The sequence below is a fragment of the Variovorax atrisoli 110B genome (assembly GCF_000382045.1).
GTDB classification, from domain to species: Bacteria; Pseudomonadota; Gammaproteobacteria; order Burkholderiales; family Burkholderiaceae_C; genus Variovorax; species Variovorax atrisoli.
Genome location: NZ_KB907451.1, coordinates 554,519 through 567,474, shown reverse-complemented (window position 1 = coordinate 567,474; position 12,956 = coordinate 554,519). Strand labels below are relative to the sequence as shown.

The 12,956-nt window shown below is 65.1% G+C and carries 18 protein-coding genes; 13 read left to right on the top strand and 5 right to left on the bottom strand.

Features of this window, described 5'->3' with window-relative positions:
* Positions 1-377 precede the first annotated feature (377 nt).
* Genes G369_RS37085 through G369_RS0110745 form a run of 3 tightly spaced genes read right to left on the bottom strand, consistent with a single transcriptional unit; the run spans position 378 to position 3,572 of the window.
* Positions 378-2,132, bottom strand: coding sequence for a primase-helicase family protein (locus tag G369_RS37085; protein WP_019654003.1), 1,755 nt, complete (start codon positions 2,130-2,132; stop codon positions 378-380).
* Positions 2,125-3,183 (bottom strand): toprim domain-containing protein, encoded by a 1,059-nt coding sequence (locus tag G369_RS0110750; protein WP_019654002.1) that lies wholly within the window; start codon positions 3,181-3,183, stop codon positions 2,125-2,127. Before G369_RS0110750 ends, G369_RS37085 begins: the two co-directional genes overlap by 8 nt.
* The gene (locus G369_RS0110745) at positions 3,183-3,572 is read right to left on the bottom strand and encodes a hypothetical protein (RefSeq protein ID WP_019654001.1); all 390 of its coding nucleotides are present in this window, start codon (positions 3,570-3,572) and stop codon (positions 3,183-3,185) included. Before G369_RS0110745 ends, G369_RS0110750 begins: the two co-directional genes overlap by 1 nt.
* Positions 3,573-3,766: 194 nt before the next feature.
* Between G369_RS0110745 and G369_RS0110740 the strand changes: the two genes are divergently transcribed.
* Both G369_RS0110740 and G369_RS0110735 read left to right on the top strand, forming a co-directional pair.
* The gene (locus G369_RS0110740; RefSeq protein WP_019654000.1) at positions 3,767-4,156 is read left to right on the top strand and encodes a hypothetical protein; all 390 of its coding nucleotides are present in this window, start codon (positions 3,767-3,769) and stop codon (positions 4,154-4,156) included.
* A gap of 60 nt (positions 4,157-4,216) precedes the next feature.
* Positions 4,217-4,438, top strand: a complete 222-nt coding sequence (locus G369_RS0110735; RefSeq protein WP_019653999.1) for a hypothetical protein — start codon at positions 4,217-4,219, stop codon at positions 4,436-4,438.
* A gap of 47 nt (positions 4,439-4,485) precedes the next feature.
* On the opposite strand, the gene G369_RS0110730 is transcribed toward G369_RS0110735, so the two are convergent.
* Positions 4,486-4,731, bottom strand: a complete 246-nt coding sequence (locus G369_RS0110730; RefSeq protein WP_019653998.1) for a helix-turn-helix domain-containing protein — start codon at positions 4,729-4,731, stop codon at positions 4,486-4,488.
* Positions 4,732-4,813: 82 nt separating this feature from the next.
* Between G369_RS0110730 and G369_RS37080 the strand changes: the two genes are divergently transcribed.
* Positions 4,814-5,515 carry a S24 family peptidase gene (locus tag G369_RS37080; RefSeq protein WP_019653997.1) on the top strand — a complete coding sequence of 234 codons (702 nt, stop codon included), beginning with the start codon at positions 4,814-4,816 and terminating at the stop codon, positions 5,513-5,515.
* Positions 5,516-5,890: 375 nt separating this feature from the next.
* Complete coding sequence (locus tag G369_RS0110715) at positions 5,891-6,316, top strand: hypothetical protein (RefSeq protein WP_019653995.1); 426 nt, start codon at positions 5,891-5,893, stop codon at positions 6,314-6,316.
* A gap of 59 nt (positions 6,317-6,375) precedes the next feature.
* Here the strand turns inward: G369_RS0110715 and G369_RS0110710 are convergent, their stop codons facing one another.
* Positions 6,376-6,678 carry a hypothetical protein gene (locus tag G369_RS0110710; RefSeq protein WP_019653994.1) on the bottom strand — a complete coding sequence of 101 codons (303 nt, stop codon included), beginning with the start codon at positions 6,676-6,678 and terminating at the stop codon, positions 6,376-6,378.
* Positions 6,679-6,690: 12 nt separating this feature from the next.
* On the opposite strand from G369_RS0110710, the gene G369_RS0110705 reads away from it, so the two are divergent.
* The 9 genes from G369_RS0110705 to G369_RS0110660 are packed head-to-tail and all read left to right on the top strand — an operon-like array spanning position 6,691 to position 12,949.
* Entirely contained in the window at positions 6,691-7,086 is a 396-nt protein-coding gene (locus tag G369_RS0110705) for a hypothetical protein (protein WP_019653993.1), read from the top strand.
* Positions 7,083-7,247 carry a hypothetical protein gene (locus G369_RS38540; RefSeq protein ID WP_019653992.1) on the top strand — a complete coding sequence of 55 codons (165 nt, stop codon included), beginning with the start codon at positions 7,083-7,085 and terminating at the stop codon, positions 7,245-7,247. Before G369_RS0110705 ends, G369_RS38540 begins: the two co-directional genes overlap by 4 nt.
* Positions 7,248-7,249: 2 nt before the next feature.
* On the top strand, positions 7,250-7,387 hold the full coding sequence (locus tag G369_RS38535) for a hypothetical protein (RefSeq protein WP_157773678.1): 138 nt from the start codon (positions 7,250-7,252) through the stop codon (positions 7,385-7,387).
* Positions 7,384-7,758, top strand: coding sequence for a hypothetical protein (locus G369_RS0110690; protein ID WP_019653990.1), 375 nt, complete (start codon positions 7,384-7,386; stop codon positions 7,756-7,758). The genes G369_RS38535 and G369_RS0110690 overlap by 4 nt, the downstream gene beginning before the upstream one ends.
* Positions 7,755-8,447, top strand: a complete 693-nt coding sequence (locus G369_RS37075) for a deoxynucleotide monophosphate kinase family protein (RefSeq protein ID WP_019653989.1) — start codon at positions 7,755-7,757, stop codon at positions 8,445-8,447. The genes G369_RS0110690 and G369_RS37075 overlap by 4 nt, the downstream gene beginning before the upstream one ends.
* Entirely contained in the window at positions 8,444-8,827 is a 384-nt protein-coding gene (locus G369_RS0110675; protein ID WP_019653988.1) for a hypothetical protein, read from the top strand. The genes G369_RS37075 and G369_RS0110675 overlap by 4 nt, the downstream gene beginning before the upstream one ends.
* Positions 8,824-11,073 carry a ParB/RepB/Spo0J family partition protein gene (locus tag G369_RS37070; protein ID WP_019653987.1) on the top strand — a complete coding sequence of 750 codons (2,250 nt, stop codon included), beginning with the start codon at positions 8,824-8,826 and terminating at the stop codon, positions 11,071-11,073. Before G369_RS0110675 ends, G369_RS37070 begins: the two co-directional genes overlap by 4 nt.
* Positions 11,070-11,852 carry a nucleoside triphosphate pyrophosphohydrolase family protein gene (locus tag G369_RS0110665; RefSeq protein WP_019653986.1) on the top strand — a complete coding sequence of 261 codons (783 nt, stop codon included), beginning with the start codon at positions 11,070-11,072 and terminating at the stop codon, positions 11,850-11,852. The genes G369_RS37070 and G369_RS0110665 overlap by 4 nt, the downstream gene beginning before the upstream one ends.
* Positions 11,849-12,949 carry a hypothetical protein gene (locus tag G369_RS0110660; RefSeq protein WP_019653985.1) on the top strand — a complete coding sequence of 367 codons (1,101 nt, stop codon included), beginning with the start codon at positions 11,849-11,851 and terminating at the stop codon, positions 12,947-12,949. The genes G369_RS0110665 and G369_RS0110660 overlap by 4 nt, the downstream gene beginning before the upstream one ends.
* Positions 12,950-12,956: the final 7 nt, after the last annotated feature.

The following is a 12,956-nucleotide window of genomic DNA, read 5'->3' as shown; positions in this document are numbered from 1 at the left end:
ACAAGGGGGTGGGGGCACTGCGTGGAGGCGACGGGCACCGGGGCCGCGCCAGTGCGACAGCTGTAGATGGTGGCGCTCATCCGATCGGCCATCACGTCGACGCCCGCCACGAACACTGCGTTCGCCACCGACATCACTGGGTTCTTCATCATTCACTTCTTCCTTTTCTATCGATAAGGGGATGGAGGGGCATGCGCGCGCGAGGCACGTAACCCGTATCGCTTGCAACCCGCGCCGTTACGCGAGTTACGCGGTTACGCGCACTCGCCGTGTGTGCATGCACGCGCCTGCACGCACACGCCCGCATGCACACATGTGAGAGAAGCAGCGAAACAAGCGAAACACACGTAACGGCGCGGGTTTCCGGGCGAAACGGGTTACGCATTCGGCGTAACGGGAGACTCGCTCCCGCCCTCGCTGTTGCTATCAGACGCATGGCCGCCAGGCTCACGACTCGCATAGAAGAAGCGATTGAGGGACTTCTCGAACGCCTCGACACTCTCAGCAGCCCACTCTCCCTCAGTCGCTCCTTCTCTCGGCCCGGTGCCCCGTGGCAGCCAACAGCGCACCGCCTTGCGGCCGTTGGTCTTCTCGGCGTCTCGAAGCTGCACGACCTTGTAGGTCAGCCGAGGCGGCAGTCTGGCGCCCGTCGCGTCGCGCTCCAGGCGCTCGATCACATAGCGCTCGGCGTTCTTGGTGAAGGTCGCCCGTGGCGGCGGGTATCGCTCGCCGGACTGGTCACACCATCGTCGGAACGCTCGGTACAGTTGCTCTGCCGAACAGACCCTCATAGGGAGAGGGAGGAATCCCTGCAGCCACTCGTACATGAACCGCTCTGCCGGGCGCATGCCCAGCTCTATGAGGTCAGCCTTGGCGGCGGTCATGAGCGGTTTGGTGTGCTCGCCAAAGTCGCCCACGTCGTAGTGCTGGAGGAAGTAGAGGAACTTCGCAGCCCCGCCATCCGCCAGGAAAGCCGCCACGCGCCCGTACAGGTCGCCGTCCTCGGCCGAAGGCGTGTAGACCACCAGATACCGGCGATCGTTGTCTTCAAGCACGAGAGGCTGACTCTCGTTCGAGAGGAACACTACGTTCGCGTGATTGCTTTCCCATCGCGTCACCTGCTGCATCGGCCGGATGGGAATCAGCTCCTCTGTGATCACCCACTTGAGGATGTTCTTGTTGTGGTACAGCTCTTGCCTAGTCACAACCTCGTTGCCTATCACCAGCAACTTCGCCGAGAGCCAGTCGTTGAACTTGTCTTCGAGCTGCGTCTGACCGACCATGACGCCGTACTTGCCGTACACGCTGCGGATCACGTCGAAGAACAAGTTCTTGCCTGTGCCCTGCGGCCCGTGAAACACGAGTGCGGAGCGCGGCTTCGCGCCCGGCCTCTGCAGCGGCAGTGCCAACCAGCACAGAACCCAATGCATGACTGCCTCGATCGACTGGTCGCCGGTGGCGCAGTTGCCGCACAGGTGCTTGAGCAGTTCGAGCATGACCTCGACCTCGGCAGGCTTGCACCTGACCGGCTCCATCGCAAAGCCGTCGTACAGGTTGATGCACTGCTTCGGATCGCAGGTGTTCGTCGGATCGAACACCACATCCTCCGGCATCACGGTTCGCCGGTTCTCCGACGCCTTCCACATCCGGACCATGTCCGACCCGTGGGCGTGCGCCATGTTCGCGATCTTCATGATCTTCCGGGTGCCGCCATCCCACACCGTGTCGGTGCCGTAGATCAGAGCAAATTTCGCGATCAGCGAGTTGTACTTTCCCCAGTCGATGACCCGCTCTGGCGCCTTGCCGTCGTCGCCCTTGGCCTTCTTCCCCTTTCCCGAATTGGGCGCGCTCTCGCGCTTCGAGGGGGCGGGGGGACCATCGCCCGAAGCCGAACTCGCCTTCTTCTTCGACGCCTGCATGGCATCCACCAGCTTTACGACTTTCGCTTGGTCAGAGGGGCTTAGGCTTTCCAGCGCCACGGGATTGCCGTCCGCGTCCGTGAGCGACACCGACAACTTTTTCTTGCCGGTGAAAACCAAGACGTTGTCATCGAGCGGTGCGTCACCTGCAGAGGCCGGTGGCTCCGGCGCGGCTGCGTTCGGCTCTTCGGGCGTGCCTGTGTCTTCAGCCATGCACGCGCTCCATCATCGAGATCACGCCCTGCAGCTGCCGCTTCACGGCATCGAGCCCTTGGCGCTGGCGCAGGTCGTCGAAGTCCGTGTCCTTCTCGCCGCGCGTCGATGGGTCGAAGACCGGCCACACGAAGTCGCAGCCGCGCACCTGCTTGCAGACCTGGCGGGCCACAGTGCGGCCAGGGTTGGACAGCCGGCCTGTCTGCTGGTCACGGGTGCGCCAGTCGTCATCAGCACACACGAGGATGCGCACGTCGGGGTACAGCTGGCGCAGCAGCGGCACGACGTTGACCAGGTTGCCGGCGTCGAGGGCCACATACACCGGCAGCAGTCGGTCGACGGCCATGCGCACGGTCAGACCTGTGGCATAGCCTTCGACCACGCAGATCAGCTGCGCTTCAGCCGGATGCTCGCCCAGTCGCAGCGAGCATCCGGGCTTGCCGAAGCCGCGCTGATAGATCTTGGTGCCGTCGGGTCGAATGAACTGCAGCCCCCGCAGGGCCTCGCTGCGATCGAGGTCGTAGCGCAGCAGCGGCACGATGAGTGTGCCGGCCGGCAGAAACACCCGCACGTCTTCCTCGCGCGGATCGCGCGCGGGCCAGAGCATCCACACGTCCTCAGGCACATAGCGGCAGGACTCGCCTGCCAGGCCCTTGCGCTGGAGATACGGCGACGTGCCCTCTTTCTGGCCACGCCGCCACCATGTGGCCGCATCCATTGCCGCGTTGGCGATCTCGATCGCACGGGCAGCAGCTGCCGCCGCGCGCAGCTTCTCGTTCTCAGCGGCGCGGCGCGCGCGCTCGGCGTCGTTGATCGGCTTCCAGTCGATCTGGACCTTCTCCGAGTTGCCGGTCTTGTAAGAGCCGAAGCGGCCGACGAGATAGACCTTGCCGTCATCGCGCCGGAACTCGTGCAGCCAGTACCAGAACTTGCCGCCCTTGCCGCACGTCACGCGCTTGTCGTGCCGCTTGGGAAAGTTGGTGCGGTCAGTGGCGCGCAGCTCGATGCCGAACTCCGCCATCTGATGAAGCACTTCCTGAAAGTTTTCCATCAGGTCGGTGTACCCAGCTTGCGGATACGCTCCAGGCGAGCGAGCAGGCTTTCAGCTCGGCCGAACACTCCGTCGATCTGGTGCGCCAGCACCGCAGCCTCGGCCTCGGGGTTGATCGGCACGGGGCGCTGATAGCCGGCCTCGCTCATGAAGTGCTCGGCAAGCCCGTGGTGCCCCACCTCGCGCCCCATACGCATCAGCAGCAGCACCTGGGAAGGCGTCAGCCGCTCCGGACGGCCGGCATTCAGACAGTCGAGCATGTAGCGCGAGGCGTTCTCGGGCGTCTTGTCGGGCCAGAAGATGGGGCCGACTTTCTTGGCACCGCCAAGGGCCTTGACGGTGTCCTTCGCGGCTTCGAGCTCGTCGTCGTAGAGGGGGGATTCATTCATGTGACGCACCAGTTGCGTCGGGCCGTTCCGAACGGTTCCGAATCTTTCGGAACCGGTCGGAATGACCCGAAGAGACAAAAAAAAGAGACTGCGTGCCATGGACTTCCACAGCACACAGACTCAGCAAGGGCGGGCGCCCACGGTCGCTGGACAATCCAGTCACCACAACTTCACCGCCAACGAAAGGGGCACCCATGGAAAGCGACGATGCGAGCGACGAGGGCTCGCAGGAGCGGAGCGAGTTCGAGAAATGGGCCATCAAGGCATTCACCTCTCTTCAAGAACGGCAACTGCGCCACACGAATCGCCTGATGGCGATGGAAGCGGTGGTCGAGGTGCTTTTGGCGCGGGTGCCGGCTCCGACTCTGGAGGTTCTGCTGAAGGACCTGGAGGCAGCGAACGACCGGATCGCGGAGAAGATCCCGCCCGCCGATCAGGAGCCGGACCTCTGGAAACTCTGGCCACGCGCAATAGAAGCGCACCTGCAGCGTCTGCGGATGCCTCCCATCGACCCGGGCCTTCAAACAGGTCTATGGGGTGGCGCGAGTCGGCAGAAGCCAGAACCACCAACGCCCGCAAGCTGACGCGACCCGCTGCGCGATCAGTCTCGGAAATATCGGGGAACAACGACATAGGAGGTTCTTTTGGACAGGCTGGATCAGTTGGAAGCGCGCGTCACCGCGCTGGAGGAAACCGTCGGCGCGCTGACCATGCTTGCCATCCGGCAAATGCAACCAGAGCGACGACAGCAGTTCGCAGAAGGAATCGGGGCGATGGCCCAAGCCGCCGAGAAGGCGGGGCGCCAGGCGAGCGCGCAGCTGTTGACTCAGCTGCATGGGGCGGCGGCGATGGCGGCACTACCCTGACGCGCTCCGCGCACCACACGGCCCATCGGCGTTCGAGATCGCCGAGTTCACGCATCCGCAGCCGCCTTGTCTGCCACGGATGGCTCGGGCAGCTTCGCGTCCCCGTAAATGTGGTCGTAGCTCAGTCGAAGACCTCGCGCCAAAGCAAGCGCGATCAACACCTTGGCCGTGCCTGGCAGCATGGTCTGTCCGGCCTCGTAGTTGGCGACATTGCCTTGGGTGCAGCCCAAACCTTCAGCAAGGGCGCGCTGCGTCAGCCCAAGGCGTTCTCGGATGGCTTTGACTGGATTCATGCGCCAAGTATCAGCGGCGCTGATTCACATGTCAATCAGCGCCGCTGTTTAACCGATATCAGCGCAACTGATTATTTGGGTCATGGCAGATGACACCGCAAGCCGCAAGGCAAAGATCACCGACGTGCACCGCTCCGAGGCCGCCAAGCTGAAGGCCATCTGGGACAAGGTGAAGCCACCCAACCAGAAAGAATTCGGAATGGAGTACGGGATTGGGGGCCAAACGATGGTCGCGAACTACCTCAACGCCCATTCCCCGTTGAACCTCACAGCTGCGGCCGGGTTTGCTCGCGGGCTGGGGTGCAAGATCTGGGAGTTCAGCCGACGACTCTCGAAGGAAGCCGAGAAGATTGCTGAAGCGGCTGGCCTTCTGGCCGACGAGAACTTCGTTCCGATCCAGCGCCTTAGCGTCGCGGCGGGCGCAGGGCCAGGCCGGGTCAACGGGGTTGTCGAGGTAGAGGGCGAACTCCAGTTTCGATCGGACTTCCTGCAGTCCATCAGCCTCACGACCCAGCAGGCGAAGATCATCAGCGTTCGCGGTGGCAGCATGGAGCCAACGATCCAAAACGGGGCCGTCATCCTCATTAACCAGGCGGACACGACCGTGCGCGAGGGGCACATCTACGCCTTCGTGAAGGGCGAAGAGATGTTGGTCAAGCGTTTCCTCAAGCGCAATGGAGATTGGGTGGCGGCCTCGGACAACGGCGATCCCGACATTCATTTCGACGAAGCACATCCCCCCTTGATCCAAGGGCGCGCGGTTTGGATGGGCGCAAAGTTGTAGCGCTCCCTTCGCTCTGCTCACACGGCCCGCTGCGCGCGGGCTTTTTCTCGCCTGCACGCCAACTATCAGCTGCGCTGTTACAAAATAGTTGCGCCAATAATCAGCGCCGCTGATTGACATAAGAATCAGCGGCGCTGATACTCGCCCCGTCTCAATTCTTGGAGATGGACATGGCGAGAACTTCCACTGGCACCCGCAGCTACCGCTGCTTCTTCACCCCCCTCGATCGCTTCGGTCACCCCGTAGCCACTGAGAACGGCGTCTTGCCGTTCGTACAGGTGCGCGCGGACAACGCCGAGCACGCCCAGCGCGCCGCCCACCACGTCACCGGATGCCCGGTGTCGAACGTCGAGCGCATCGACCACGCGGGCTGACATGGCAAGCGGAATTGCCTCGAACACGTCGGGGGCCGGCGCCGAGATCTCGCTGCGCATTGGCCAGCGCGTTCGCCATCGCGATCATCGGGGACAGCGCGTGACGGGCGTGGTGCATGGGATCTCGGTCGACAGTGACCGCGTGCTGCAAGCGGACCTCGTGCTCGACGCCCCAATCGTCATCCCAGCGCTCAGCCCCGAGGACCGAGAACTCAGCATCTGGCGCCAGCATGTGCCCGCTCATGAGCTGGTGCCGTTCGATGACCGCGACGAGCTGATTGCGGAACTCGTCGCTGCACTCAAAGCCGAGCAGGAATGGCAAGCCCGCGATGCTGCCGGCGAGCTGGACCCGGAGTGGGACTATGAAGCGATGGTTGGCGCCAAGCGCCGCGCCGCCATCGTCAAGGCCAGCGGGGGCGTGGCATGAACGGCGCACGCATCACGGCAGTGGCGCGCGCAGTAGGGCGCCTGCTCGCCCATCTGGCGTCACGCCAGCAGCTTCCAGATCCCCACGCCTACAAGACACACACCGGCGATCTCAGTGAGCACGCCGCTGAAGCAGGCGTTCCGGGGGTGGCCAGAGATCTTGAATCCCACACCGATGCGCTCCTGCAGCGGGTGGTTGATCCATTGGCCGATGCCGAAGAGCAGCGAGCCGAGCGAGATAAGCAAGACCACACGGTTCGGCACCTGCAACGGAACGGTCAACGCGAGCACGAGCACCGCGACCGAGATCCAGATGACCAGCTTGTACCAATAGTCGAGCACAAGCGTCTTCAGTCCCTCCATACACCCTCCCAAGTGATTGCGGACATTGCGGACGCGGACCTCCTCGCCCGCATCTCCTGCGCAATGGATGGTAGCGGGCCCGAGGCAGTGCTCGTGGGGATGACGGTCGAGCCCAGTCCGTCGCGCCCGGGGAGCCAGGCGCGCAGCACGGAACAGACGCTGGCCGCTGTGGTGCGCGCCCAGGCCGACGCACTTATCGAGCGTTCCTACGATCTCCAAGAAGAGATCCCCCCTGATCTGCAGCGCCTTACCAAAGACGTGGCGGAACTCGCACGGGTGCTGGCGCGAGTGCTGGAGGGCAAACCTGCCCTGCGCGCTTTTGGCGCCCCGGGGGACTGGGGATATGGCACCCCGATGGGAAAGGCGCTCCGCGGCGCCCTCGACGAGGCTCGGGAGGCGCGATCGTGAGCGTCGCCACCCGCTGGCTCATCGCCGCCGCCATCGCGTTCCTCGTGGGCGCGAGCCACCTGCTCGACGGCCCCGACGAGTGCGATACGCACACGCTCGTTCAGGCCGACAAGGCCGACGCCATCGCTGACGCCCAGCGCGTCGCACGCACGGGAGAGTGAACGTGCAGCGCGACCCCGCCACCACCGCCGGCCCCGGCGGACTTCTTCGCGAGTTGCTGCGCATCGCGGTCTATGCGGTCGCGCTCGTCTGCTTCTTCGCGTTCCTCATCGCCTCGTTCTCCCCCGGAGGTACGCCGTGAAAGGTTCTGGTCTCTTCTTCCTCACGTCCCGCCCCAGCCTCGTACGGCTGCATTCGCCCGACAGCGGCGACCTGCACGCCTGGCAGTTCTCGCTGCTGGAGCGCACGAAGCGAGGCGGCGTACAGCCGCTGATTGCCTATTGGAAGGGCAACGACGGCGCGATGTTCGTGCAGATCCACGCCGCTCGCCTCGTCGGCGGCTGCGCCCTGAATGTCGAACTCGAGCGCGTTCGCCCGCACCCCTCCCGCGACGGCCTGGAGGGCTTCATCACTGGCTGCAGCTTCGCCCCCGAACGGTGGCCCAGCTACCACGCCGAGCCCTGCATCGATTCCCCCAACCAACCCCGGCCCGTTGCGGCCAATCACCCATGAAAAAACATCTCTTCGGCCTCACCGGGTACGCCGGTGCGGGCAAGGACACCGTGGCCGACCTGCTCGTAACGCAGGGCTTCCGCAAGATGGCTTTCGCCGACGCGCTGCGCGGCGAGTTGGCCAATGCCTTCGAGGTGGGCATTGACGTGTTCACCAACCCGATCGCGAAGGAGCGCCCGCAGCAAGCCCTCTCGCTCAGCCGCGCGCCGGCGGAGTTCCGCGCCTTCCTCGTGATGGCGCAGCCGCGCGAAGCCATCGACGCCAACGGCGCTGTGCGGGAAGACTGGCTGCACGAGCCGCGCTCGCCGCGTCAACTGATGCAGTGGTGGGGCACCGAGTACCGTCGTAAGCAGGACACGCTGTACTGGGTGAAGCAGCTGAACAACAAGCTGACCTTCTACCGTCATACAGGCGAGCGTCGCTTCGTCATCACGGACTGCCGCTTCGACAACGAGGTCGACCTCGTGCGCGCGCTTGGCGGCACCATCTGGCAGATCACCCGGCCCGGCCACGACGGGGCGAGCGAGAACGGCCACGTCAGCGCCACCAGCGGCGCGCGATTCAAGCCGGACGCGGTGATCGCGAACGCCTACGACGTGCGGCATCTGCATGGCCTCGTGCTGTCCGAGTTCGTCGCCCGCGACCTCGGCGTCGATCGCGCCAACGTCTCTGTGCAGGTGGCAGCATGAAGCGCGGCACGAAGTACATCGCCAGCGCGCTGCGCGCCAGCACCACGCCGCCGCAGAGCGGCCCTTCCGCCACTCTGCCCAGCTGGGCCTACACCTGCCCCGAGTTGGGCCGCACGTGCCCGCGCCCGGGCGCGTATGACGCCTTCGACCTGCCCAGCCTTTTCGGCAGCCGCAGGCACTTCCCTGACGGCCGCGTGCTCCTGGCCAAACCGCCGGCACCCGACCACGCGGGCAGTCGCGAGGCCTTCGACATCAGGCTCCTCCCCGTGCTCCACGAGAAGCTGAAGGCGGGCACCCTGACCATCGCCGACAAGGGCGATCTGGACGCAGCCACGGCCTTCCTCGAAACGAAGGCGCAAGCAGAACGGAGCGCAGCATGACCGCCGTCGCCACGTCCACCCTCGTCCACTGCCCCGGCTGCGAGAAGGATCTGCCGCGCGACGCGTACAACAAGAACGCCTCGCGCCCGAACGGCCTGCAGCGCTACTGCCGCACTTGCCAGCTCGGGCAAAAAGCCAGCTGGGACGATCGCAACCGCGAGAAGAAGCAGCAGTACGACCGCGACCGCCGCGCCGGCAAGACCCAGCCTGCCAAGGTGACCAGCACCGAGCTGCAGAAGCTGCAGGGACTCGACCCGGCGTCGGCAGTCGAGTCGAAGGCGATCACGGTCACCAAGGCCGAGGCGGCAGGCAAGAGCACGGCCATCGCCCCCGTCGAACCGGTCGAGCCCGAGCTGGTGCAGAACGGCGGGTTCGCCCACCTGCAGCGCTCCGCCCTCGTTCCGAGCCTGACCAACCCGCGCACGCACTTCGACCACGACTTCCTCGCGGACCTGGCCGAGAGCATCAGGAAGCACGGCGTGGCGCAGCCGCTGCTGGTGCGCCCGCTGCCAGGTGCCCGCCTCGCGGAGACCTACACCGATCGACGCAGGGACGCCCCGAGGCCCACGCACGAGATCGTTGCCGGCGAGCAGCGTTGGCGCGCGAGCGAGATGGCTGGTCTGCGCTTTCTGCCGGTGCTCATTCGCGATCTGTCGGACGCCGAGGTTCTGCAGCTGCAGCTCATCGAGAACCTGAAGCGCCGCGATCTGCATCCGATGGAGGAGGCCGAAGGCTACGAGCGCCTGCGCCAGACCACCGGCATGACGCCGGAAGAGATCGCCGCCGAGATCGGCAAGGGCCGCACCTACGTCTACAAGACGATGAAGCTGCTCGACCTCGTCAGCGAGGCGCGCGAGGCCTTCTATGCCGGCAAGCTGACCCGCTCCACGGCCGAACTGGTGGCCTTTCGGCCCGCCCACCTGCAGCCTGCGGTGCTGAAGGACTTCTCCGCCGACTTTCACGGCGAGCCCATGAGCTACCGGAAGGCGAAGGACATCGTCGATCAGCGCTACATGCTGCGTCTCGGCAGTGCGCCCTTCAAGATCACGGACGAAACGCTCGTTGCTGCCGCAGGCAGCTGCCGCACCTGCCCGAAGCGTACCGGCGCAAACCCCGATCTGTTCGACGACGTAGCGCACGCCGACACCTGCACCGACCCGCAGTGCTTCAGCGAGAAGAAGGAAGCGCACTACGCCCGCGTGACGGCCGAGGCCGAGGCGCGCGGCCAGACCGTGATCGTCGGCAAAGCCGCGAAAGAGATCATGCCCAACGGCACGACCCTGCGCGGGTACACGAAGGTCGACGACCACCAGGCGATCGGCGGGCAGATGAAGACGCTGCGCAAGGTGCTCGGCAAGGACATGCCCGCGACCACGCTGGTCGAAGACCCGCAGACGCATGAGATGGTCGAAATGCTGCCCACGGCCGTCGTCGGCCAGCTGCTGAAGGAACAGGGCCTGGAGAAGCCGAAGACCGTGGCCACCAGCGAAGCCGAAGCCCAACGGCGCGGCATCGAGCAGTTCGAGAAGGAATGGCGGCGCGCCGCTGTCGAGAAGATCGACGAGGCCCTGCAGGAAGACTATGCCGGCGGCATCAGCGCGCCCGTGGTCCGCCTGTTGGCGCACATGATCGTCGACGGCCTCGGCACCGAGGAGCGCCAGCATGTCTGCGCCCTGCTCAAGCTCGGCAAGGTTGCCCCCCGCGAGGCGATCGAGAGCCACATCGACACCTGCCCCGAGGGCGAGGTCGAGCGGGTGCTGATGCTGCTGCTGGTGCAGCACGACATGCGCACGCTGGTGGCCGGCGCGAAGGCCGCTCCGGCGGCGCGCATCGAGGCCGTGGCCAAGGACTTCGAGGTCGACGTGGCCGGCATCAAGAGCGGCATCAAAGCCGCGATGAAGAAGGCCGCGAGCGAGGCCAAGGTCGAAAGCGCCGCTGCGGCGGTCAATACCCAGTCCGCGCCGGCCCCGGCCAAGCCAGCGCGCAAGCCCAAGCTGTCGAAGGAAGAGGCCACCGCGACCATCGCCGCCCAGCTGCAGCAGGCCGAGAACCCCAACGCCTTCAAGCCAGGTGACCGGGTGCGCCTGAAGGCCGACCTACGCAAGGGCTCCAACGTAATCCACACGCGCGGCGTCGAAGCCGAAGTGCTGCAGCCCGTCGGTGATCGCGCCTGGCTGGTGCAGCCCGACACCGTCTCTTTCTCCCTCTCTGCTGACTACACCGAAATGGAGTCCATCGAATCATGAGCACCGCCAACAAGCCCAACATCATTTTCATGACTGGCGCCGCGAATCCGTTCCCCGATTCTGGCGACCGTCGCTTCTTCCTCCTGCCAGGCAAGTTCGACGATGCCGCCCTTGATGCCGGTGTCGCAGCGTGGTTCGGCGTGACTAAGGTCGAAGCCGAGAAGAACTTCATCCGCAGCCGCATGGGCGCCGCCGTGCTCGCGGTGTTCGACAACATGCCGAGCACGAAGACGAACTACCAGCGCGTCGCGGCAATGAACACCGCTTTCGGCAACCCACGCGGCAACGCAGCATCGATCGATCAAGATCGGGTTCGCAAGCAGTGCCTGAACATCGCCGACGAACTCGGGGAGCTGTACATCGCCTTGGGCGCCGACGAGACGGCCATCAAGGCGGCAGTGGAGAACCTGAAATGGAACGCCGCCAAGGCGTGCGGCGACATCAGCCACGACCAGGCGCGCGACGCGCTCTGCGACATCCACGTCTTCGCATATGGCGCCCATCACCTGATGGGCATCGATGCCGACCGCGACATGAATGACGTGGTCGACGGGGTGATGACGCGCTTCATCAAGGACGATGCCGACAAGGCCGCGACCATCGCGAAGCACGCAACCTCTGGCGTCACCGATGTGTACTTCGAGGGCGAGTACCCCACGATGGTGATGAAGTCGGGCTCCGACCAGCCGGACGCGCCCAAGGGCAAGTTCCTGAAGTCGGCCAGCTACCGCGAGCCCGTCTTCGCGCCGCTGCCGGCGCAGGAAGGCGGTGCCGCATGACTCGCACCTCAAACAACGTGCCGGGCACCGCGCACCAGGTGGCCCCAGCAGGCACCGGCATCTACGTCGCTTCGCGTGCGAGCGTGCCAGAGCGCCCGATGATGTGGCGAGGGCTTCGCGAGAAGGGCTGGCCGATCATCAGCACTTGGATCGATGAGTCCGGCGAGGGCGAAACCAGAAGCTATGCCGAACTGTGGCAACGCATCCACGCCGAGATTGCAGCCTCAGCTGGCGTTCTGTTGTATGCCGAGGCCGAAGATTTCCCGCTGAAGGGCGCGCTGGTCGAATGCGGTATCGCACTTGGCATGGGAAAGCCCGTCGCCTTCGTGCTCCCGGATGTTGCGCTTGCGCCGCGCTCCATGAAGCCAATCGGCTCATGGGTAGCGCATCCGAACACCCGACGTTTCGACTCTCTCGCCGACGCCAAGGACTGGCTTCTCGGCCACGCCACTAAGCCCTCGGCCGTCGCAGCTGCAGCAGGCCAACGGGCAAACGAGTTCCTCGTCATCACCGCTGCGAGCCAATGGGCCTGCGAGCGCACAGTCAACGACTGGGACGAAGGCGACCTTATGAAGGCCGTCGCATCGATGAATGGCGACTGGCCGGGGTGCGAGGAATGCGACCACGACTGCGACGAGCCCTGCATGCCGCACACTGTCGCCGACGTACATGCCGACGTTGACGCCCGGCTCGCGCAACTCGTGTACGAGCGCAAGCTGATCGCCCCTACCGGATACGCACCGCCGGCGGGCTGGAAGCCCGTAGCGATACCGGAGACACGGCGCCGCCCGAGGACCGTCAATGACGAGCTGCAAACGAGCTTCTGCGACACGCTCGACGGCACGCGGTGGCGGCGACTGATCGCCTTCCGCGATGTAAGCGCGGAACGCAATCGCCAGGACGAGCAATGGGGCGGCGCGGCCAACGACGACACGCATAGCGTGGTCGATTGGCAGAACTGCATCCTCAAGCAGACGCGCCAGCTCGCAAGCAGAGCCGAGCATCGCGCTCGCCTCGTGAAGATCGCCGCCCTCGCAATCGCAGCCATCGAAAGCACCGACCGCATCGAGGCTTCTTCGAAAGGCGGTGCAGCGTGAGGTTCGT

Coding starts and splice junctions, on each gene's coding strand:
- G369_RS37075 (WP_019653989.1), top strand. CDS start 7,755: ATGAAAAAACATCTCTTCGGCCTCACCGGGTACGCCGGTGCGGGCAAG.
- G369_RS0110740 (WP_019654000.1), top strand. CDS start 3,767: ATGGAAAGCGACGATGCGAGCGACGAGGGCTCGCAGGAGCGGAGCGAG.
- G369_RS0110715 (WP_019653995.1), top strand. CDS start 5,891: ATGGCAAGCGGAATTGCCTCGAACACGTCGGGGGCCGGCGCCGAGATC.
- G369_RS0110675 (WP_019653988.1), top strand. CDS start 8,444: ATGAAGCGCGGCACGAAGTACATCGCCAGCGCGCTGCGCGCCAGCACC.
- G369_RS37070 (WP_019653987.1), top strand. CDS start 8,824: ATGACCGCCGTCGCCACGTCCACCCTCGTCCACTGCCCCGGCTGCGAG.
- G369_RS37080 (WP_019653997.1), top strand. CDS start 4,814: ATGGCAGATGACACCGCAAGCCGCAAGGCAAAGATCACCGACGTGCAC.
- G369_RS0110745 (WP_019654001.1), bottom strand. CDS start 3,572: ATGAATGAATCCCCCCTCTACGACGACGAGCTCGAAGCCGCGAAGGAC.
- G369_RS0110750 (WP_019654002.1), bottom strand. CDS start 3,183: ATGGAAAACTTTCAGGAAGTGCTTCATCAGATGGCGGAGTTCGGCATC.
- G369_RS0110660 (WP_019653985.1), top strand. CDS start 11,849: ATGACTCGCACCTCAAACAACGTGCCGGGCACCGCGCACCAGGTGGCC.
- G369_RS37085 (WP_019654003.1), bottom strand. CDS start 2,132: ATGGCTGAAGACACAGGCACGCCCGAAGAGCCGAACGCAGCCGCGCCG.
- G369_RS0110730 (WP_019653998.1), bottom strand. CDS start 4,731: ATGAATCCAGTCAAAGCCATCCGAGAACGCCTTGGGCTGACGCAGCGC.
- G369_RS0110710 (WP_019653994.1), bottom strand. CDS start 6,678: ATGGAGGGACTGAAGACGCTTGTGCTCGACTATTGGTACAAGCTGGTC.
- G369_RS0110665 (WP_019653986.1), top strand. CDS start 11,070: ATGAGCACCGCCAACAAGCCCAACATCATTTTCATGACTGGCGCCGCG.